The organism is Micromonospora citrea (assembly GCF_900090315.1).
Taxonomy (GTDB): Bacteria; Actinomycetota; Actinomycetes; order Mycobacteriales; family Micromonosporaceae; genus Micromonospora; species Micromonospora citrea.
The window spans coordinates 4,667,311-4,687,420 of record NZ_FMHZ01000002.1 but is presented as its reverse complement, the minus strand read 5'-3'; the positions used below and the strand labels follow the sequence as shown (position 1 = coordinate 4,687,420).

Sequence of the window (20,110 nt, the reverse complement as noted above, 5' to 3'; positions counted from 1 at the left end):
GTGGCGCCGCTCCGCTAGCCTGACCCGACCGACGACCGGTGGGAGGCAGAGTGCGGGATCTCGGGTACGTGGCGACGGTGGGCGCGGTCCAGGTGCCCACGGTGCTGGTGCTGCTGGTCGGCCTCGTGCTGACCGCGACGGCCGGGCGCCGGCTGCCCAGGCGCCCTCGGCTGCTGGCCCTGTTCGGGCTGGGCGTGCTGCTCGTCACGTCGGTGCTCAACCTCGCCTGGGTCGTGCTGCTTCCCCGCCTGATCCACGCCGACTTCGGCTGGTCGGAGTTCCAGGCCGTGAGCACGACGTACAGCGGGGTGGTCGCCCTGGCGTACCCCGTCGGGACGGGCCTGCTGATCGCGGCGGTGCTGGCCGGGCGGCGGGCAACCGGCGCGACGGCCGGCCCCTCGGGCGGCTGGCCTCCCGGCCCGCCCGCGCCGCCCCTCGCCGGGCCGCCCGCGCCTCCCGCCGGACCGCCCGTGCCTTCTCCCGCCGGGTGGGCCGCGGACGCTCCCGCCGGGCCGCCGGCGCAGTGGGGTGGCCGGACGAGGCCGGACGGCGCGGACGAGGCGGCGCGCCCCTGACCAGCGGACGGCCGGACGGGGCGGACGAGGCGGCGCGCCCCTGACCGGCGGACGACCGCGAGGGCGGTGAGCGGATGTACCGACGGGTCAGCGGGCGGGGGCCGGTTCCGGCACCGGGTCGGTGAGGGAGAGCCGGCGGGTCGCGATCCGCCAACCGACCGCGTAGACGAGCGTGACCAGGCCGCAGCCGGCCAGCACCACCCGCTCGTCGACGGCGTCCACCACGGCTGCCACGGCGAGCTGGCTGACCGAGATGGCCAGGGTCGCCAGCATCATGTCGGTGGCGAAGACCCGGCCGCGCAACCGGTCGGGCACCTCGCCCTGCAGCGCGAAGTTCGACATCACCCAGTTGCTGCCGCCGGCGAAGTGGGCGACGAAGACCAGGACCAGCACCAGCGGGAACCAGTTGACGACCGACGTGCCGAGATAGGACAGGCCGTAGAGGGACATGGACAGCGCCAGCCCCGGCAGCAGCCAGGCCCGTCTGGTCAGCACCCGGCGCATCAGCATCGGCCCGACCAGCGCCCCCGCCCCCCGTACCGCGAAGAGCAGCCCGGTACCGACGGGCCCGGCGCCGTACACGGCGGCGAGCAGCGGGAAGACCGTCAGCACCCCGTTGCCCAGACCGACCGCGGACTTCACGGTCACCAGCGCCAGCACCCTCGGCCGGTGCCCGATGTAGCCGAGCGCCTCGCGGATCGCCGCCCAGGTCTGCTGCGCCGGCCGGTCGGCGTCGCGGGGGGCCTGCAACGGCCGGCGGATCAGCGTGGCCAGGCCCGCGGCGACCACCAGGCCGACCGCCGCCACCCAGAAGCAGGCGTACGGGCCGACGGCGGCGCTGAGCATGCCGCCGAGCGAGGCGCCGACGATCGTCATCGTGCCCCACGCCGAACCGGCGACGGCGTTGCCCGCCGCCAGCTCGTCGGAGTCGAGCACGTTGGGCAGGGCGGCCTGCGCCGCCGGCGAGTAGAACGCCTTGGCGACCGCCATCACGCCGATCCCGACCATCGCCAGCCAGGCGGTGCCGGCGTCGCGTACGCCGAGGAGCAGCAGCACGCCGAGCAGGGCCGCGACGTTGGCGGCAATCATGATCTTGCGTCGGTCGAACCGGTCGGCGACGGTGCCCGTGTACGGCAGCAGCAGCGCCACGATGCCGGTGTCCACGGTGAGCACCAGGGCACCCCACACACCGCTGCCGGTCAGGTCGGGCAGGAGCACCAGCAGCGGCACCATGACGAACCAGTCGGCGCCGAAGACGACAAGTTCCGCCAGGACGAGGCTGCGAAAACTCCGGTTGCGGACGAGGACCGAGAGGGTGGACGGCACGTCCGGACCCTACCCGGCGGGGGCCGACGCGCCACGGCCTCCGGCGGGTACCTGACCGAACGCGAACGCCCCCGGCGGGCGGAACCCGTCGGGGGCGTTCGTGGACGTGCCGGCCGCTACTCCGCTGGCGGCAGCGGGGACTTCCGGCTCTTCGGCAGCCGCAGCACCTCGAACTGGTCGGTGCCGTCGACCAGGGCGGCCGACGGAGCCGGCCGGGACGCCGTCGAGGCCGGCGCCTCCGCGCCGGCCGGCGAGGTCACCGGGGCCGGCGACGCGGACGCCTCCGCCCCGGCAGCCGGGGCGTCGGCTGCCGGCGCGGCGCTGGCGCCCGGCGTGGCGGTGGCGCCCGGGGTGGCGGTGGCGGCCGGCGTGACCGGCGCGGCGCCGGACCGGCGGGTCCGGCGGGAGCGCAGGCTCTCCTTGGTGTTCTCCGCCATCGTGTAGAGCGTCGGCACCAGGATCAGGGTGAGCAGCGTCGAGCTGAGCAGACCGCCGATCACCACGATCGCCAGCGGCTTGGAGATGAAGCCGCCCTCCCCGGTGAGGCCGAGTGCCATCGGCAGCAGCGCGAAGATCGTGGCGACCGCGGTCATCAGGATCGGCCGCAGCCGGCGCCGGCCGCCCTCGACCACCGCCTCCCGGACGCCCATGCCCTGGGTCCGGTACTGGTTGATCAGGTCGAGCAGCACGATCGCGTTGGTCACCACGATGCCGACCAGCATGAGCACGCCGATCAGCGCCGGCACGCCCAGCGGGGTGCCGGTGACCAGCAGCAGGCCGATCGCGCCGGTCGCCGCGAACGGAACGGAGATCAGCAGGATCAGCGCCTGGACCAGGCTGCGGAACGTGGCCACCATGATCAGGAAGACGATCGCGATGGCCGCGAGCACCGCCAGGCCCAGGTCGGCGAAGGCCTCCTCCTGGTCGGCGCTGACGCCGCCGATGGCGAACGTCGCATTCGGCACGTCGATGGCGTCCAGCTTCTTCTGCAGCTCCTGGGTGGTGGCGCCGAGGTTGGAGCCGGTGGCCGTACCGGTGACGGAGACGCTGCGCTCGCCGTCGATCCGGGTCACCTGCTGCGGCCCCTCGGCCACGGTGACCTCGGCGATGTCGTCCAGCTTCACCGGCCCCACCGGCAGCGCGCGCAGCTCCTCGACGGAGACCGGCGGCTTGCCGGCGAACCGCAGCACCACGTCTCGCTGCCCGCCGTCCAGGGTCACCTGGCCCAGCGGCGCGCCCCGGAACGCCTGCGCCACGAACTGGCCGACGGCGGCCTCGGTGAGCCCGGCCCGCCCGGCGGCGACCCGGTCGACGGTGACGTCGACGCGCGGCACCCGGGTGGCGAGGCTGGTGGAGACGTCCTCCACGTCCGGCACCCCGGCCATGGCGGCCCGGACCTCGTCGGCGGCCCGCGCCAGCGTCTGCGGGTCGGTGGCCTGGACGACCACCTCCAGCTGGTTGGCGGCGGCCCCGCCCTGCCCGGAACCGAAGCTGACCTCACCCACGGCCGCGCCCAGCGCGTCGATCTCCTTGCGCAGGACCTTCCGCATCTCCTTGGCGTCGGTCTCGTCGCCGAGGGCCAGCGACCAGGTGGCGACGTTGTTGCCGCCGCCGGCGAACGGGTTGTCGCCGCCGCCCGCGGTGACCTGGTACGTCTCGACGCCGTCGGTGCGCTCCAGCACCGCCTCGATCTGGCGGGCCGCCGCGTCCGTGCCTGCCAGCCCGGTGCCCGCCGGCAGCTCCTGCGTCATGCTCAGCGTGTCCTGGCCGGAGTCGTCGATGAAGTTGGTCTCCAGCTGGCGGGACAGGCCGAACGTGCCGAACAGCACGAGCACGCCGAGCCCGAGCGTGATCCAGCGGGTGGCCCGCTTGCGGGTCGCGAAACCGATCACCGGCAGGTACGCCCGCTGCAACGGGCTGCGCAGCTCCTTCTCCTCGGCCGCCCGCCGCACCGCGGCGTCGTCCGCCGTGCCGCCGGACGGCTTGAGGAACCAGTACGCGAGCACCGGGATGACGGTCAGCGAGACCAGCAGCGAGGCGAGCAGGGCCACGGTGACGGTGATCGCGAACGGCGCGAAGAGCTGCCCGACGAAGCCGCCCACCAGCGCGATGGGCGCGAAGACGGCGACCGTGGTGAGGGTCGACGCGGTCACCGCGCCGGCCACCTCGCGGACGGCGGCGAGGATCGCCTCGCGCTTCGGCTCGCCGTACTCCAGGTGGCGCTTGATGTTCTCCAGCACGACGATCGAGTCGTCGACGACCCGGCCGACCGCGATGGTGAGCGCGCCGAGGGTGAGCAGGTTCAGCGAGTAGTCGCCGATCCAGAGCGCGATCAGGGCGACCACCACCGACAGCGGGATGGAGACCGCGGTGACCACGGTGGAGCGGACCGACAGCAGGAAGACCAGGATGACGACGACGGCCATGACCAGGCCCAGCAGGCCCTCGGTGGTCAGGCTCTCGATCGACTTCTCGACGAACGGCGCCTGGTCGAAGACCACGGTCAGTTCGGTGCCGGAGGCCTCGCGCAGCTCGGCCAGCCGGTCCCGGATCTCGTGGGAGATCTCCACCGCGTTGCCGTCCGGGGCGGCGGTGATCGCGATGCCGAGGCTGTCCTTGCCGTTGGTCCGGGTGATCGCGGTGGCCGGGGCGAGCTGCTGCTCGACGGTGGCCACGTCGCCGAGGCGGACCGGGGCGCGCTTGCCCGCCGCCGGCGCGACGACGATGCCGCGCAGGTCGTCCAGCGTGGCGAGCGGGGTGCCCACCTGCACGGGCAGCGCCTGGCCGCCGTCGGCCACCGCACCGGCCGGCACGGTCACGCCGTTGGTCTTCAACGCGGTGCCGATCTCGGTCGGCGCCACCTTCGCCGCCGCCAGCTTGGCCGGGTTCGGGTTGACGACCACGACGTCGTCGCGGGTGCCGGTCAGGTCGACCGAACGCACCCCCTCGATCGCCTCCAGCTCCGGCACGACCGCGCCGCGCAGCTTCTCGGCGAGTGCGCGCGGGTCGTCGCCGCCGGACGCGGCGAGCACCACGGCGGGCAGGTCGTCGGTGCTACCGGCGATGACCTGGGGGTCGACGCCCTCCGGCAGTTGCGTGTCGATCCGGTTGAGCGCGGTCTCCATCTTGTTGACCACGTCGTCCAGGTCGGTGCCGAACTCGTACTGCACCTGGACCGTCGCCGCGCCCTCGCGCGACGTCGAGGTGATCTTGTCCAGGCCGGGGATGGCCTGGAGGCTGTTCTCGATCGGCTCGGTGACCTGCGACTCGACGATCTCCGGGCCGGCACCCGGGTAGGTCGCCACGATGAACGCGGCCGGGAACTCCAACGACGGCAGGAGTTGCTGCTTCAGCGACGGTACGGCGAACGCTCCGAACGCCGTGATCACCACCGCGATGAGGGCGACCAGCCCTCGGTTGGCGAGGCTGAATCTGGCGAGCAGCGACATCGGCGTGGCTCACTCCTGGAGAGGACGGGTTGCGGGAGTTGAAGTCTCCCGCACCCGGCCCGCCGCTCCCCGGGCACCCCCGCCCGGGTCCCGCACACGGGACCGCTCCCAGCGGCCCGCCCGCTGGGAGCCGGACACCTTCCGGGGTCGCCCCACGGAAACCGGACACCCTCCCGCCCGGCCGACCCGGCGCCCGGACGCCGGGTCGGCCGGGCGGAAGACCGCAGACGCCCTTCGCGCCGTGACGGGCGACCGGACCGCGCCGCGTCGCGCGAGGGCAGGGTGACGGCTCCGGCCGCGCCGGCAGGGACGCGGGCGGGCCGCTCCCGACCCGTCGGTACGACCGGGTCGCGGCTCAGGCCAGGTCGAGGGAGCGGGCCGCGGCCAGCGGGTCGTTGGCGATGGTGATCGGGGCCGGGGCGGTGGAGATGGCCCACTCCGGGTCCTTCAGGCCGTGGCCGGTCACCGTGCAGACCACCGTCGAGCCGGCGGGCACCCTGCCGGCGGCGGCCTGCTGGAGCAGGCCGGCCACGCTGGCCGCGCTGCCCAGCTCGACGAAGACCCCGATCTCGCGGGCCAGCAGTCGGTACGCGGCCAGGATCTCCCGGTCGGTGACGGCGGCGATCAGCCCGCCCGAGGAGTCCCGGGCGTCGAGGGCCCTGGTCCAGCTGGCCGGGTTGCCGATCCGGATGGCGGTGGCGATCGTGGACGGCTCGCGGACCACCTGCCCGCTGACGATCGGGGCGGCGCCGGCCGCCTGGAAGCCGTACATCTTCGGGGCGCGGGTGGCGTTGCCGTCGCGCAGCTCCTCCGAGTAGCCCATCCAGTAGGCCGAGACGTTGCCGGCGTTGCCGACCGGCAGGCAGTGGATGTCGGGCGCGTCGCCGAGCGCCTCGACGATCTCGAACGCGGCCGTCTTCTGACCGTGCAGCCGGTCGACGTTCACGGAGTTGACCAGGGCGACCGGGTAGTCCTGGGCGAGCTTCGCGGCCAGCGCCAGGCAGTCGTCGAAGTTGCCGGAGACCTGGAGCAGCCTGGCGCCGTGCACCAGGGCCTGGGCCAGCTTGCCCAGCGCGATCTTGCCCTGCGGCACGAGCACCGCGCAGGTCAGCCCGGCGCGGGCCGCGTACGCCGCCGCGGAGGCGCTGGTGTTGCCGGTGGAGGCGCAGATGATCGCCTTGTTGCCGGCCTCGACCGCCTTGGACACCGCGAGCGTCATGCCCCGGTCCTTGAACGAGCCGGTCGGGTTGGCCCCCTCCACCTTCAGGTGCACGTCGCAGCCGAGCCGGGCGGAGAGCACGGGCGCGGGCAGCAGCGGGGTGTTCCCCTCGTGCAGGGTCACGACGGGCGTGGCCTCGGTGACCGGCAGACGGTCCCGGTACGCGTCGATCAGACCCCGCCACATGTCGCTCTCCCTCGCCTCTACCGTCCCGCCGGGTACGCCTCCAGCCTGGACCAGCATCGTCAAGTCGCCGCCGGCGCACCCGCAGTTAACCACCAGGCGAGACGCGAAGGCACCCGCCCCGCCGGGCGGGACGGCGAGCGGCACGGCCACCCGCCGACGGGAATGTCGGTCGGCCGATCGGAGCCCGCCCCTCGGGAATGTCGGTCGGCCGATCAGAGCCCGCGCCCCGGGGATGCGGGTCGACCGGTCAGAGCCCGCCCTCGACCCGCAGCACGCTCGCCACGGAACGGACGATGTCCAGCCCGCGCAGCTCGCGCACGGTGGCGGCGAGCGCCGCGTCCGGCGCCACGTGGGTGACGATGACCAGGTCGGCGTCCTCGCCGCGGCCGGCCGCCTCGCCGCCCGCCGGGCCCTGCCGCACCGTGGCGATGGAGACGTCGTGCCGGGCGAAGACCCCGGCGACGGCCGCCAGGACGCCGGGACGGTCGGCCACGTCCAGGCTGATGTGGTAGCGGGTGAGCGCCTCCCCCATCGGCCGCACCGGCAGGTCCGCGTACGCGGACTCGCTGGCCGAGCGCACCCCGGCGAGCCGGTTGCGGGAGACCGCCACCACGTCGCCCAGCACGGCGCTGGCCGTCGGCGCGCCGCCCGCGCCCCGGCCGTAGAACATCAGCGGCCCGGCCGCCTCGGCCTCGACGAAGACCGCGTTGAACGCGTCGCCGACGCTGGCCAGCGGGTGGGCCAGCGGGATCATCGCCGGGTGCACCCGCACGCTGACCGTCTCCCGGCCGGCGGCGTCGGCGCCCCGGGCGGCGATGCAGAGCAGCTTGATGGTGCAGCCCATCGCCTTGGCGCTGGCCACGTCGGCCGCCGTGACCTCGGTAATGCCCTCCCGGTGCACGTCGGCCGCGCCGACCCGGGTGTGGAAGGCCAGCGAGGCGAGGATCGCGGCCTTGGCCGCCGCGTCGAAGCCCTCCACGTCGGCGGTCGGGTCGGCCTCCGCGTACCCCAGCTCGGTGGCCTCCTCCAGCGCCTCGGCGAAGCCGGCGCCGGTCGCGTCCATGGCGGAGAGGATGAAGTTGGTGGTGCCGTTGACGATGCCGGTGACCCGGTTGATCCGGTCGCCGTGCAGCGACTCGCGCAGCGGGCGCAGCAGCGGGATCGCCCCGGCCACGGACGCCTCGTAGTAGAGGTCGCCGCCGCCCTCGGCCGCCGCGTCGTGCAGGCTGGCGCCGTCCTCGGCGAGCAGCGCCTTGTTGGCGGTCACGACGCTCTTGCCGGCCCGCAGCGCCTCGACGAGCCAGCTCCGCGCCGGCTCGATGCCGCCGACCACCTCGACCACCACGTCCACGTCGTCGCGCTTGATCAGACCGAGCGCGTCGGTGGTGAACAGCGCGGGGTCGACCGGCAGGTCGCCCCGGTCACGGCCGAGACGGCGTACGGCGATGCCGGCGATCTCCAGCGGGGCGCCGATCCGGGCCGCGAGGTCGGCCGACTGCTCGTGCAGCAGCCGGACCACCTCGCTGCCGACCGTGCCGCAGCCGAGCAGCGCCAGGCGCACAGGTGACGTCATCCCACATCCAATGCGAGCAGGTCCTCTTCGGTCTCCCGCCGGACGATCAGGCGCGCCTGGCCGTCCCGTACCGCGACCACGGGGGGCCGGGGCACGTGGTTGTAGTTGCTGGCCATGCTCCGGCAGTAGGCACCCGTGCCGGGCACCGCGACAAGATCTCCGGGCTGCACGTCGGCGGGCAGGAATTCATCCTTCACCACGATGTCCCCGGACTCACAGTGCTTTCCCACCACGCGGGCGAGCATCGGCTCGGCGGCCGACGCCCGGGAGGCCAGCGTCGCGGAGTAGGACGCGTCGTAGAGCGCGGTGCGGATGTTGTCACTCATCCCGCCGTCGACGCTGACGTAGGCACGACGCCCCTCCGCTCCGTCACCACCAGTGCCTACCGGTACGGACTTCACCGTGCCGACCTCGTAGAGGGTGAACACGGCCGGCCCGACGATCGCCCGGCCCGGCTCGATCGACAGGTGCGGCACGCTCAGCCGCTCGGCGGCGCACTCGGACTCGACGATCCGGCGCATCCGCTTCGCCAGGTCCTGCGGGGCCGACGGGTCGTCCTGCGTCGTGTACGCGATGCCGAAGCCGCCGCCGAGGTCCAGCTCGGGCAGCTCCACCCCGCGCGCGTCGCGGATCTGCGCCTGCAGGGCGAGCACCCGGCGGGCGGAGACCTCGAAGCCGCTGGCGTCGAAGATCTGCGAGCCGATGTGCGAGTGCAGGCCGCGCAGCTCCAGCACGCCCTCGTCGAGCACCCGGAACGCGGCCTCGGCCGCCGCCCCGCCCGCGAGGGAGAAGCCGAACTTCTGGTCCTCGTGGGCGGTGGCGATGAACTCGTGGGTGTGCGCCTCGACGCCGACGGTGACCCGGATCATCACCTTCGGCCGCACGCCCCGCTCCCGGGCCAGCGCGGTGAGCCGGTCGATCTCGGTGAACGAGTCGAGGATGATCCGGCCGACCCCGGCGTCCAGCGCCCGGGTGAGTTCGCGTACCGACTTGTTGTTGCCGTGGAAGCCGATCCGCTCGGGCGGCATCCCGGCCGACAGCGCGGTGGCCAGCTCGCCGCCGGTGCACACGTCGAGGTGCAGGCCCTCCTCGGCGATCATCCGCACCACGGCGCGACACAGGAACGCCTTGCCCGCGTAGTAGACGTCGACGCCGTCGAAGGCGTCGCGGAAGTCGCGGCAGCGCGAGCGCAGGTCGTCCTCGTCGAGGACGTACACCGGGGTGCCGAACTCGGCCGCGACGTCGCGGACGCCGAGCCCGGCCACCGCGAGCGCGCCGTCCGCGCCGCGCGTCACGTTGCGTGGCCACAGCGCCGGCACCAGGGCGTTGACGTCGACCGGCGTACGCAGCCACGCCGGCCCCCGGCTGCCGATGTCACCGTGCAGGGCGCCGGCCTCGTGCGCGCGCATCAGCGATCTCCGTTTCGTGCCGACCGGGCCCGCATGCTCACTCCTCGCGCTCCCATGTCACATCCGCTCCGGGGCGGAGACGCCGAGCAGGCGCAGCCCGTTGGCGATCACGGTGCGGGTGGCGTCGTTCAGCCAGAGCCGGGCCCGGTGCAGGTCGCTGATCTCCTCGTCGCCGCGCGGCAGGATCCGGCACTCGTCGTAGAACCGGTGGTAGGCCCCGGCCAGCTCCTCCAGGTAGCGCGCCACCCGGTGCGGCCCCCGCAGCTCGGCCGCCGTGGCGACCACGGCGGGGAACTCGGCGAGCGCCTTGAGCAGCTCGTTCTCCTTCTCGTGCCCGAGCAGCTCCGGGCGGAACGCCTCGGCGTCGCCCCGGGTCAGCCCCACCTCGGCGGCGTTGCGGCCGACGCTGGCCGTGCGGGCCGCCACGTACTGCACGTAGTAGACCGGGTTGTCGCGGGTGGCCCGGGTCCACAGCTCGACGTCGATGTCGATCGGGGAGTCGCTGGAGTAGCGGGCCAGCGCGTACCGGGCGGCGTCCACGCCGATCGCGTCGACCAGGTCCTCCAGCGTCACCACGGTGCCGGCCCGCTTGCTCATCCGGACCGGGGCCCCGTCGCGGACCAGGTTGACCAGCTGGCCGATCAGGATCTCCAGGTTGCGCTCCGGGTCGTCGCCGAAGCACGCCGCCATCGCCTTCATCCGGCCGATGTAGCCGTGGTGGTCGGCGCCCAGCATGATCACGACCCGCTCGAAGCCGCGCTCGCGCTTGTCGAGGTAGTAGGCGCAGTCGGCGGCGAAGTAGGTCCACTCGCCGTTGGACTTGCGCAGCACCCGGTCCTTGTCGTCGCCGAAGTCGGTGGTGCGCAGCCAGGTCGCGCCGTCGGCCTCGAACGTGTGGCCCTGCTCGCGCAGCCGGTCGAGCGCGTGGTCCAGCTCGCCCCGGTCGTGCAGGTCCTTCTCGTTGAAGTAGGTGTCGAACTCGACCCCGAAGCCGCGCAGCGAGGACTTGATCTCGGCGAACATGAGCTGCACGCCCTCGACCCGGAAGACCTCCTGGGCGGCGGCGTCGTCCAGCTCCAGCACATCCGGCCGGGCGCTGCGGACGGCGTCGGCGATCTCGGTGATGTACGCCCCGGCGTAGCCGTCCTCGGGGGCCGGCTCGCCCCGGGCGGCGGCGAGCAGCGAGCGGGCGAACCGGTCGATCTGGGAGCCGGCGTCGTTGAAGTAGTATTCCGTGCCCACGTCGGCGCCGGTGGCGCGCAGCAGCCGGCTGAGCGCGTCGCCGACGGCCGCCCAGCGGACGCCGCCGATGTGCACCGGGCCGGTCGGGTTCGCCGAGACGAACTCCAGGTTGATCCGCTGACCGGCGAGCCGGTCGCTGCGGCCGTACTCCTCGCCGGCCTCGACGATCGTCCGGGCGAGCTGGCCGGCGGCGGCCGCGTCGAGCCGGATGTTGAGGAAGCCCGGGCCGGCGATCTCGACCGACTTGACCCCCGGGGCCCGGCCGAGCTGCTCGGCGAGGGCGGCGGCGAGCTCGCGCGGCGGGACGCCCACCTTCTTGCTGAGCTGGAGTGCCAGCGTCGAGGCGTAGTCGCCGTGCTCGGGGTTGCGGGGTCGCTCCACCGCCGTGGAGTCCGGCAGGGCGGAACGGTCCAGGCCCCGCTCGGTGAAGACGGCGTGGGCTGCGGAGAGGACGACCTCGGCGAGTTCTGCGGGAGTCACCGATCCATGTTATCGGGGGTAGACTCGGCACCCGCGGCGGCGACCCAGAGTGTGAAACCGGCCCGCCGGATCCCCTGACCGACCGACCTGACGAGGCACGATGAGCATCAGCACACCGGGTGGCGGCCCCGAGCGCCGTCCGTCCGTGGTCAGCACCGGCAAGAAGCCGGCGGCGGGACGGCCGGCCGCCGGCGCCAAGCCCGGGTCCGCCAAGGCCGGCGCCGGCAAGCCGACGGGCCCTCGCCCTGGCGCCGGCGGCAAGGGCCGCAAGCCGGTCACGCCGGTCAAGGTGAGCCAGGGCCGCTCCTGGGGCCCGATCGCCCTCTTCGTCGCCGTGGGCGTGCTCGCCGTGTCGATCATCGGCTACGGCGCCTGGGCGGCGTTCCAGGGCTCCAAGCCGTGGGAGGACCGGGCGGCCGCGATCGACGGCATCGTCAACTTCCGCGAGAAGGACAAGAAGCTCGTCGAGGGCGGCAACCACCAGCGGGGTTCCATCACCTACTCGGTGCTCCCGCCCGTGGCCGGCCCGCACAACGACGCCTGGCAGAACTGCATGGGTGACGTCTACGACGCCCAGATCGCCAACGAGCACGCGGTGCACAGCCTGGAGCACGGCACGGTGTGGATCACCCACCGGCCCGACCTGCCCGCCGACCAGGTGGCGAAGCTCAAGGAGAAGGTGCAGGGCAAGGAGAAGCTGATGCTCAGCCCGTTCGAGGGGCTGGACAAGCCGATCTCCCTGCAGGCCTGGGGCTACCAGCTCAAGGTCGACAGCGCCGACGACGGCCGGATCGACGAGTTCATCAAGACGCTGCGGGTCAACGCCTCCGTCGAGGGCCCGAACGCGCTGTGCAGCGGCGGCATCACCGCCACCGGCACCGCCCCGCGCGACGGCAACCAGATGCCGCAGGGCTGAGGAGACCGATGAGCACCCCGACCATGATCGAGACCGGCGGGCCGACCGGGTCGGCCCCGGAGGAGCGGCGGCGGCCGTCCGGGCGCCGCTGGGGCACCGTAACGCTGGCGCTCGCCGTCGCGGTCGGGCTGCTCCTCGGGTACGCCGGCGGCGTGCTGACGCCCCGGCTGACCCGGCCGGGTGACGCCTCGGCCGAGGCGGGGTTCGCCCGCGACATGGCGACCCACCACGCGCAGGCGGTGGAGATGGGCATGATCGCCTTCGACCGGGGCACCGACCCCGAGGTGCGCAACATCGGCAGCGACATCGCCGCCGCGCAGCAGGGCGAGATCGGCACGATGCAGACGTGGCTGCGCTCGTGGGGGCTCGACCCCACGGGCAGCCAGCCGTCGATGTCGTGGATGTCCGACGGGGCCGGGCTGGTCAGGGACGGGCTCATGCCGGGCATGGCCACCCCCGAGGAGATGGCGAAGCTGCGCGCGGCCGAGGGCCGGGAACTCGACACCCTCTTCCTGCGAATGATGATCAAGCATCACCTGGGCGGCATCCACATGATCGACGGCATCCTCGACGCCAGCGACGAGCCCGACGTCGTCCGGACGGCCCAGACCATGAAGAACACCCAGCGCAACGACCTGACCAACCTTCAGAACGCGCTCGAGCGCCTGGGCGGCTGACCGCCGCGTCACGTCGCCTGACGGCCCGTCGCAGAGGCCCGCGTCACCGCCGGTACCCCGGCCGACGCGGGCCTCTCGCGTCTCCGCGCGACGGGCGAGGCGCGGCCTCGACCGGTGGACTACGACCGCTTTGACCGATTAGTGGTTTGCTGTGCGGTCCGACCGATTGCGACACTTAGAGAGTTTTCTCCACACATATCGTGACCAGTTGCGATTCGGGCTCGTTGCGCAGGACGTGGGGGTTGCACTGAGAGACGCACGGCGTTCGGTCACCAGCTGGTGCCGGCGCCACACCATCGGCGGTGACGGGGCGGTGGCAGCCGTCCGTCGCGGACATCGGCAGGGCGAGCCGGGAACGCTCAGCCGCGAACAGGAACTCGAACTGATCGACGTCCTGCGGGGCGTCTACCCGGACGACCTGGGCCTCGACGAGGAGCTGTGGACGCGGCAGAGCCTGCACACGCTCATCCAGAGCCGCTTCGAGGCGCCCATGGACGCCGGGGCGGTCGGGGCGTACCTGCGGGCCTGGGGGTTGGGTCCGCGGGAGCCCCGGGAGCGCGCCTGCGGGCTCTGCGTCGGCGCGGTGGAACGCTGGGTACGCAGCGAGTATCCGACCATCACCCGGGCGGCGCAGGAGCACCTCGCCGAGGTCTACTGGATCGGCCGGGTACGCCTGCGCGGCACGATGCCGGCGGCGGACGTGATCTCCGCCGTCTCGTCCCGCGGCCGGGTCCGCTTCATGATCACCACACCGTCGGTCGACCCGCCGCTCCCCCGCGACTTCGTGCTGCGGCTCAGCGGCGAGGAGCAGCGGACGGTGCACCTGATCGTCGACGGGTCCTGGCCCCGCAACGAGTGGCCCCGCCGCCTGCCGCGCCGCATCGTGCTGCACCCGCTGCCCAGCTGCGGCCGCGCCGTCGCCGCCTGACCGCCCCGCCCCCGAACGCCGGCGACCGCGTCGGCCGCCCGGGCCGGGCACGACAGCCAACGCGCCGCAGACGGCCGGCACCCGCGGGCAACCAACGCTCCGCGACCGGCCCGCACCTCGCGAGCGGTCAGTGCCCCGCGTGCCGGCCCACACCCCGCATGACGGCCAACGCCCCGGGAGCGGCCCGCGCCCCACGTGCCGGCCAGCGCCCCGCGTGCCGGCCAGCGCCCCGACGGCCGGCGGCATCGACGAGTGGAACGTCATGGGTGTGTCCTGCGCCGGGAGACAACCGCGAGGTTCCACTCGTGCCGCGCGAGGCCCGGGCCAGCGGCGACGGGCGGCATCCGGCCCAGTCCGACAGCGGCCTGGGCGACACGAGGGCGGGCACCGCATACCGATTCGGCAATCCGTGGCGGCGTTTGCTAGTCTTCTCCAGTCGCTGAGCCCCCGTAGCTCAGGGGATAGAGCACCGCCCTCCGGAGGCGGGGGCGCAGGTTCGAATCCTGCCGGGGGCACACTTGCTAAGAAGGCTTGACCAGCACGTTGAGGCCCCTGACCAGGGAGATCCGGTCAGGGGCCTTCATCGTTTGTCCATCGTCAGTGGCCTGTGGCAGGCGTCACCGCCGAGGACCCGGCCCGCCTCGTCGAACTGCCGTTGATCGGCGCGGGATCACTGGCGATCGGATGGCGTCGGTGGAGGTCCGTAGGGTACGCCACAGGCACGATGATCGAATGGTCCCCGGCCCGTCCGGCCACTTTCACCCCCGCACCCAACGAGCGGCCGGTCGCCCGGCGGCGCGTGGCGCGTACGTCAGCCGGCGGCGCGGCGGGCGCGGGCCCGGCGCTTTCCCTCGTGCATGGCCTGCACGCGGGCGATGGGGATGGTGTGCCCCTCCGCGACCAGATCCGCCGGGAGCCGCTGCGGCGCGGGCATCCTCTCGGCCCACGGGTCACGGTCGGCGACCAGCGCCGGCACGGTGCGGATCGTGAAGTCCGCCGGGGCGACGTCGCCCAGGTCGGCCCAGTCGACCGGGAACGAGACCGGCACGCCCGGCCGCAGCCGGGGGCTGTAGGCGGCCACCACGGTCGCCCCGCCGGCACGGGTCGAGTCCACGAACACCTTGCCGCCCCGGTCCTCGCGGATGAAGGCGGTGGTGGCCAGCGCCGGATCCAGCCGTTCGGCGCGGGCCGCGACCGCGCGGGTCGCGGCGGCCATGTCCTCCACGGCGGTGCCCGCCGCCACCGGCACGAAGACGTGTACGCCCTTCGCCCCGCTGGTCTTCACCGCACCGGCGAGCCCCGCGTCGGCGAGCGCCTGCCGGACGAGCAGGGCGGCGGCGACCGCCAGCCCGAACGAGTCTCCCTCGGGCGGATCGAGGTCGAGCACCAGGTGGGTGGGGCGGTGCAGGTCCTCGACCGTGGCGAGGGTGGGGTGGTATTCCACCGCCCGCTGGTTGGCGAACCAGAGCAGGGTGCGCCGGTCGTCGCAGAGCGCGTACGAGACCTCGCGGTGGGACGCCTCGGCCCAGACCGAGGTGCGGCGCACCCACTCCGGGGTGTACTTCGGCAGGTTCTTCTGCATGAACGAGGGCTGGCCGGGCCGGACCCGGATCACCGAGAGCGGTCGGCCGCGCAGCGCCGGCAGGATCCGCTCGTGCACGGCGTCGAGGTAGTCGACCAGGTCCCGCTTGGTCGCGTCGTCGCCGTCGGACAGCGGCTGGTCGAGGTTGGTCAGCGACACCCCGTCGCGGGTCTCGTCAGCGCGACTCATCCGACCACCTTCGCGGCCCGGCGGCCGGCGGTCAACCGGACGCGGCGGATCGATTCCCGGCAAACGGGTCACCGCCGGCCCGTACGACGTCGAGCAGCCGGTCCGTGTGCGCGCGGGCGGCGGCGTACAGGCCGCCGCCGTAGCTGACCCGGGCCACCCCGAGCGCGGCCAACTCCGGCACCGTCGGCGCGCCGGGCCGGGCGAGCGCGTTCACCGGCCCCGGCACGGCCCGCACCAGGGCGGAGAGCGCCGCCGGATCGGCGAGCAGGATCGGGTAGACGCAGTCCGCGCCGGCGGCCAGGTAGCGGGTGGCCCGGCGGATGGCCTCGGACAGCCGCGCGGCGGAATCGCCGTCGGCCCGGACGAAGACGTCGACCCGGGCGTTGAGCACCACCGGGACCCCCGCCGCCTCGGCCGCCGCCCGGATCCCGGCCAGCAGGTCGGCCTGCACCCCGGCGTCCACCAGCCCGCCCGTACGCGGATCGGAGTCCTCCAGGTTCAGGCCCACCGCCCCGGCGCCGAGCAGCCGCTCGACCAGCTCGGCGGGGCCCAGCCCGTACCCCCGCTCCAGGTCGGCGGTGACCGGGACGGCGACCGCGCGGGCGACGCGGGCCACCGCGGCGAACATCTCCCCCGGCGGGGTGGCCTCGCCGTCGGCGTGGCCCAGCGACTCGGCGACGGCGCTGCTGCTGGTGGCGACCGCCGGGAAGCCGGCCGCGGCGACGCGGCGGGCGGAGCCGGCGTCCCAGGCGTTGGGCAGGACCAGCGGGTCACCGGGCCGGTGCAGCTCGCGCAGCGCCTCCGCCCGGGTTGCGAGCATGTCAGTCATGCGCCGATTCTCGGTCGGCGGCGGCACCCCTCTAAGCTCCAATCCCGTGCCGATGGACTGGGCCGCTTTCGGCGTCGACCTGCACCTGGAGCTGGACGCCTCGACCGGCCGCCGGGCCGGACTGGAACGGGCGCTGCGGCACGCCATCCGCGACGGGCGGCTGGCCCCGTCGACCCGGCTGCCCGCCACCCGGGCGCTCGCCGCGCAGCTCGGCCTCTCCAGGGGCACGGTCAGCGCCGCGTACGACCAACTGGTCGCCGAGGGATGGCTGGTGGCCCGGATCGGCTCCGGCACCGAGGTGAGCCCCCTGCGCCGCACCGCGCCGGCGCCGGCCGCCCCGCCGCCCGGCCCGGCCCCGCCCCGGTACGACCTGCGTCCCGGCAGCCCCGACCTCGGTACCTTCCCGGTCACCGCCTGGCTGCGCGCGACCCGCCGGGCGCTGGCCGCCGCCCCGCCGGCCGCCTACGGCTACGGCGATCCGCGCGGACGGATCGAGCTGCGCACCGCGCTCGCCGGCTACCTGGGCCGCGCCCGGGGTGTGCTGGCCGACCCCGACCGGATCGTGGTCACCACCGGGTACGTGCAGGCGCTCGTGCTGCTGGTCAGCGTGCTGCGGGACGAGGGCCGGCCGGTGCTGGCGATGGAGGACCCGGGGCTGGCGTTCCACCGGGAGGTGGTCCGCCGCCAGGGCGGCACGGTGCTGCCGCTGCCGGTGGACGCCCACGGCGCCCGGACCGACCTGCTCGGCACGGGCGCGCTCGCCGACGTGGCCGCCGCGGTGCTGACGCCGGCGCACCAGTACCCGACGGGGGTGACCCTGGCCCCCGAGCGCCGCCGCGCGCTGATCCGCTGGGCCCGGGACCGGGACGCGCTGGTGGTCGAGGACGACTACGACGGCGAGTTCCGCTACGACCGGCAGCCCGTCGGCGCCGTCCAGGGCACCGCGCCGGAGCAGGTCGCCTACGTCGGCACCGCCGCCAAGACCCTCGGTCCCGCGCTGCGCCTGGCCTGGCTGGTGCTGCCCGCCCGGCTGGTCGAGCCGGTGGTGGCGGCGAAGCGTCACCTGGACCTGCACTCGGAGACGATCGGGCAGCTCGCGCTCGCCGACCTGATCGTCACCCACGGCTACGACCGCCAGGTCCGCGCGGTCCGCCGGCACTACCGCCGCCGGCGCGACCTGCTGCTGGGCCGGCTGGACGCGGCCGGCGGGCGATATGCCATGGACGGCGTCGCGGCCGGCGGACGGCATGTCGTGGGCAGTGTCGCGGCCGGCGGACGGTATGTCGTGGGCGGCGTCGCGGCCGGCCTGCACGCCCTGGTCGAGCTGCCGCCCGGCGGGCCGACCGAGGCGGAGGTGCTGGCCGAGGCCGCCCGTCAGGGGCTGGCCCTGGGCTCCCTCGACCGGCTCCGGCACGCCCCCGGCGGGGAACCGCAGGGCCTGGTCGTCGGCTACGCCACCCCGCCCTCGCACGCGTACCCGGCCGCCCTCGACGCGCTGACGCGCGTCCTCCGCACGACAACCCCCTGACCCACCCGCCCCTCCCCCGCACCCCGTCCCCGCTCCGCCCCGCCCGCGACGCCTCGCCCTCGCCCGCGCCGCCCCGCCTCGCCCGCGACGCCTCGCCCTCGCCCGCGCCCGCGCCCGCGCCCGCGCCCGCGCCCGCGCCCGCGATCATGCAGTTTCTGCCCCGGCGAAGGGGGCGAACCCACACATGTCGGGGGCCGAAAGTGCAAGATCGCGGGCGGCGGGGCGGGCGGCGGGCAGCACGGGGCGGCGCAGAGCGGGCGGGGCCGGGCGGCGCGGAGCGGGCGGGGCGGCGCGGAGCGGGCGGGGCGGCGCGGGCGGCGGGCGGGGCGGGCGGCGAGGGCGGGGCGGGGCGGGCGGCGGGCGGGGCGGGTCAGCGCGCTTCCGCCAGGTGCCCGGCGGCCGGCGCGTGCCCGGGAGGGCCGGCGGGCGGCTCGGCGGTCGGTGCGTCCGTGGGCCGCTCGGCGGTGGGGCGCTCCGGGGTCGGCGCCACGGTCGGGGGGACCGTGGCCTGGTCGGCGGGCGGCTCGGCGGTCGGGGGGACCGGCGCCGGTCGGCGGCGCAGGGCGACCAGGGCGACCACCAGCGCCGCCGCGACGAGGCCGGCGGCCACGGTGAACGCGGTCCGGTAGCCGGCGGCGAGCGCGTCGGCCTCCCGCCAGCCGGCGTCCCGCAGACCGTCGGCGCGGCCGGCGGCCAGGGTGGCGAGCACGGCCAGCCCGAGCGCGCCGCCGACCTGCTGGGTGGTGTTGACCAGCCCGGAGGCCAGCCCGGCGTCGGCCGGGTCGGCGCCGGCCATGGCCAGGGTGGTGACCGCCGGCAGGGTGAGCCCGCCCGCGAGGCCGAAGAGGAGCATCGACGGGAGCACGTCGGGCAGGTAGCCGCCGTCGACCGGGAGCCGGGCGAGCAGCAGGAACGCGACCACGGCCAGCGCGAGCCCGGTCACCAGCACCGACCGCGCGCCGTGGCGGGCGATCAGCCGCCCGGCGAGCCCGAGCGAGATCACCGCGATCGTCACGGGCGTGGGCAGGAAGGCCAGCCCGGTGGCCGTCGGGTCGAGATCCAGCACCAGCTGGAGTTCGAGGGCGAGCAGGAACTGGAAGCCGAAGAACGCGGCGACCATGAGGAACTGCACGACGTTGGCGGCGACCAGGTCGGGGGTACGCAGCAACCGCGGCGGCAGCAGCGGGATCGAGGCCGACCGCTGCCGCAGCGCGAACGCCGCGAGCAGGGCCGCCGCGAGGCCGGCCACGCCGAGCGTCCGCGCCGACGCCCAGCCGTGTTCCTCGGTGCCGACGATCGCCAGCACGGCCAGCATCAGGCCCCCGGTGACCAGCGTCCCGCCGAGCAGGTCGAGGCCGGCGCGCAGCCCGACCCCGCGGTCGGCGGCGAGCAGGCGTACGGCGGCGAGCAGGATCACCAGCCCGATCGGCAGGTTGACCGCGAAGATGGCGGGCCAGCCGGCGAGGTCGGTGAGCAGGCCCCCGGCCAGCATGCCGATCGACGACCCGGCCGCGCCGGTGAAGCTGAAGACGGCGATCGCGCGGGCCCGCTCGGCCGGCTCCGGAAAGAGCCGGACGATCATGCCGAGGCTGACTGCCATGGTGAGCGCCCCGCCGACGCCCTGGAGGAAGCGGGCCACGATCAGTGTCCCGGGACCCGCCGCGACCGCGCAGAGCAGTGAGGCCAGGGTGAACAGCGCGACGCCGGCCAGGAAGACCGCCCGGCGGCCGAGCAGGTCGCCGAGGCGTCCGGCGAGCAGCAGCAGCCCACCGAAGGCGACCAGGTAGGCGTTGACCACCCAGGCCAGGCCGGTCGCGGTGAAACCGAGGTCCCGCTGGATGGCGGGCAGCGCCACCGCGACGATGCTGCCGTCCAGGATGATCATCAGGCTGCCGGCGCAGAGTACGAGCAGCGCCGGCCAGCGGGACTCGACGGTACGGAAGGGCATCGCACGCCTCCTAGGTGCATGGTTTGTTACCGACGCCATCTTCTGTGACCATGA

13 protein-coding genes, 1 tRNA gene and 1 pseudogene are annotated in these 20,110 nt (G+C 74.7%); 6 read left to right on the top strand and 9 right to left on the bottom strand.

Going from position 1 to position 20,110, the window contains the following annotated elements; translation table 11 throughout:
• Positions 1-50: 50 nt before the first annotated feature.
• The gene (locus GA0070606_RS21550) at positions 51-575 is read left to right on the top strand and encodes a hypothetical protein (protein ID WP_091103472.1); all 525 of its coding nucleotides are present in this window, start codon (positions 51-53) and stop codon (positions 573-575) included.
• Between the two features lie 87 nt (positions 576-662).
• On the opposite strand, the gene GA0070606_RS21545 is transcribed toward GA0070606_RS21550, so the two are convergent.
• The 6 genes and pseudogenes from GA0070606_RS21545 to argS all read right to left on the bottom strand — a co-directional run bounded on the left by GA0070606_RS21545 (position 663) and on the right by argS (position 11,459).
• On the bottom strand, positions 663-1,901 hold the full coding sequence (locus GA0070606_RS21545; protein WP_091103470.1) for an MFS transporter: 1,239 nt from the start codon (positions 1,899-1,901) through the stop codon (positions 663-665).
• Positions 1,902-2,301: 400 nt separating this feature from the next.
• Positions 2,302-5,350, bottom strand: a pseudogene (locus GA0070606_RS21540) (efflux RND transporter permease subunit); the annotation flags it as partial.
• Between the two features lie 355 nt (positions 5,351-5,705).
• Positions 5,706-6,755 carry a threonine synthase gene (gene thrC / locus GA0070606_RS21535; RefSeq protein ID WP_091103464.1) on the bottom strand — a complete coding sequence of 350 codons (1,050 nt, stop codon included), beginning with the start codon at positions 6,753-6,755 and terminating at the stop codon, positions 5,706-5,708.
• A gap of 247 nt (positions 6,756-7,002) precedes the next feature.
• On the bottom strand, positions 7,003-8,316 hold the full coding sequence (locus tag GA0070606_RS21530; RefSeq protein WP_176737561.1) for a homoserine dehydrogenase: 1,314 nt from the start codon (positions 8,314-8,316) through the stop codon (positions 7,003-7,005).
• 8 nt (positions 8,317-8,324) lie between these two features.
• Positions 8,325-9,737, bottom strand: a complete 1,413-nt coding sequence (gene lysA / locus GA0070606_RS21525) for a diaminopimelate decarboxylase (protein WP_091103458.1) — start codon at positions 9,735-9,737, stop codon at positions 8,325-8,327.
• 57 nt (positions 9,738-9,794) lie between these two features.
• Positions 9,795-11,459, bottom strand: coding sequence for an arginine--tRNA ligase (gene argS, locus GA0070606_RS21520; protein ID WP_091103455.1), 1,665 nt, complete (start codon positions 11,457-11,459; stop codon positions 9,795-9,797).
• A 100-nt stretch (positions 11,460-11,559) separates the two neighbouring features.
• Between argS and GA0070606_RS21515 the strand changes: the two genes are divergently transcribed.
• From GA0070606_RS21515 to GA0070606_RS21500, 4 genes are all read left to right on the top strand, one after another.
• Positions 11,560-12,375: a thioredoxin-like domain-containing protein gene (locus GA0070606_RS21515; RefSeq protein ID WP_091103453.1), complete on the top strand. Its 816-nt coding sequence runs from the start codon at positions 11,560-11,562 to the stop codon at positions 12,373-12,375.
• A gap of 8 nt (positions 12,376-12,383) precedes the next feature.
• Positions 12,384-13,052: a DUF305 domain-containing protein gene (locus GA0070606_RS21510; protein ID WP_091103451.1), complete on the top strand. Its 669-nt coding sequence runs from the start codon at positions 12,384-12,386 to the stop codon at positions 13,050-13,052.
• A 235-nt stretch (positions 13,053-13,287) separates the two neighbouring features.
• Complete coding sequence (locus GA0070606_RS21505; RefSeq protein WP_091103449.1) at positions 13,288-13,980, top strand: winged helix-turn-helix domain-containing protein; 693 nt, start codon at positions 13,288-13,290, stop codon at positions 13,978-13,980.
• A 443-nt stretch (positions 13,981-14,423) separates the two neighbouring features.
• A tRNA-Arg gene (locus GA0070606_RS21500) sits at positions 14,424-14,495 on the top strand.
• A gap of 296 nt (positions 14,496-14,791) precedes the next feature.
• Here the strand turns inward: GA0070606_RS21500 and GA0070606_RS21495 are convergent.
• Positions 14,792-15,751, bottom strand: coding sequence for a DNA polymerase domain-containing protein (locus GA0070606_RS21495; RefSeq protein WP_091103446.1), 960 nt, complete (start codon positions 15,749-15,751; stop codon positions 14,792-14,794).
• 31 nt (positions 15,752-15,782) lie between these two features.
• Positions 15,783-16,580 (bottom strand): isocitrate lyase/PEP mutase family protein, encoded by a 798-nt coding sequence (locus GA0070606_RS21490; RefSeq protein WP_091103444.1) that lies wholly within the window; start codon positions 16,578-16,580, stop codon positions 15,783-15,785.
• A 52-nt stretch (positions 16,581-16,632) separates the two neighbouring features.
• On the opposite strand from GA0070606_RS21490, the gene pdxR reads away from it, so the two are divergent.
• Positions 16,633-18,108 carry a MocR-like pyridoxine biosynthesis transcription factor PdxR gene (pdxR, locus tag GA0070606_RS21485; RefSeq protein WP_091103443.1) on the top strand — a complete coding sequence of 492 codons (1,476 nt, stop codon included), beginning with the start codon at positions 16,633-16,635 and terminating at the stop codon, positions 18,106-18,108.
• A 370-nt stretch (positions 18,109-18,478) separates the two neighbouring features.
• Here pdxR and GA0070606_RS21480 read toward each other — a convergent pair whose 3' ends face one another.
• Entirely contained in the window at positions 18,479-20,056 is a 1,578-nt protein-coding gene (locus GA0070606_RS21480; RefSeq protein WP_091103440.1) for an MFS transporter, read from the bottom strand.
• Positions 20,057-20,110 lie beyond the last annotated feature (54 nt).

Excerpts from the sequence above, each read along its gene's own strand:
- thrC (WP_091103464.1), bottom strand. The coding sequence starts at position 6,755 with ATGTGGCGGGGTCTGATCGACGCGTACCGGGACCGTCTGCCGGTCACC.
- lysA (WP_091103458.1), bottom strand. The coding sequence starts at position 9,737 with ATGCGCGCGCACGAGGCCGGCGCCCTGCACGGTGACATCGGCAGCCGG.
- GA0070606_RS21515 (WP_091103453.1), top strand. The coding sequence starts at position 11,560 with ATGAGCATCAGCACACCGGGTGGCGGCCCCGAGCGCCGTCCGTCCGTG.
- GA0070606_RS21510 (WP_091103451.1), top strand. The coding sequence starts at position 12,384 with ATGAGCACCCCGACCATGATCGAGACCGGCGGGCCGACCGGGTCGGCC.
- GA0070606_RS21495 (WP_091103446.1), bottom strand. The coding sequence starts at position 15,751 with ATGAGTCGCGCTGACGAGACCCGCGACGGGGTGTCGCTGACCAACCTC.
- GA0070606_RS21490 (WP_091103444.1), bottom strand. The coding sequence starts at position 16,580 with ATGACTGACATGCTCGCAACCCGGGCGGAGGCGCTGCGCGAGCTGCAC.
- pdxR (WP_091103443.1), top strand. The coding sequence starts at position 16,633 with ATGGACTGGGCCGCTTTCGGCGTCGACCTGCACCTGGAGCTGGACGCC.
- GA0070606_RS21480 (WP_091103440.1), bottom strand. The coding sequence starts at position 20,056 with ATGCCCTTCCGTACCGTCGAGTCCCGCTGGCCGGCGCTGCTCGTACTC.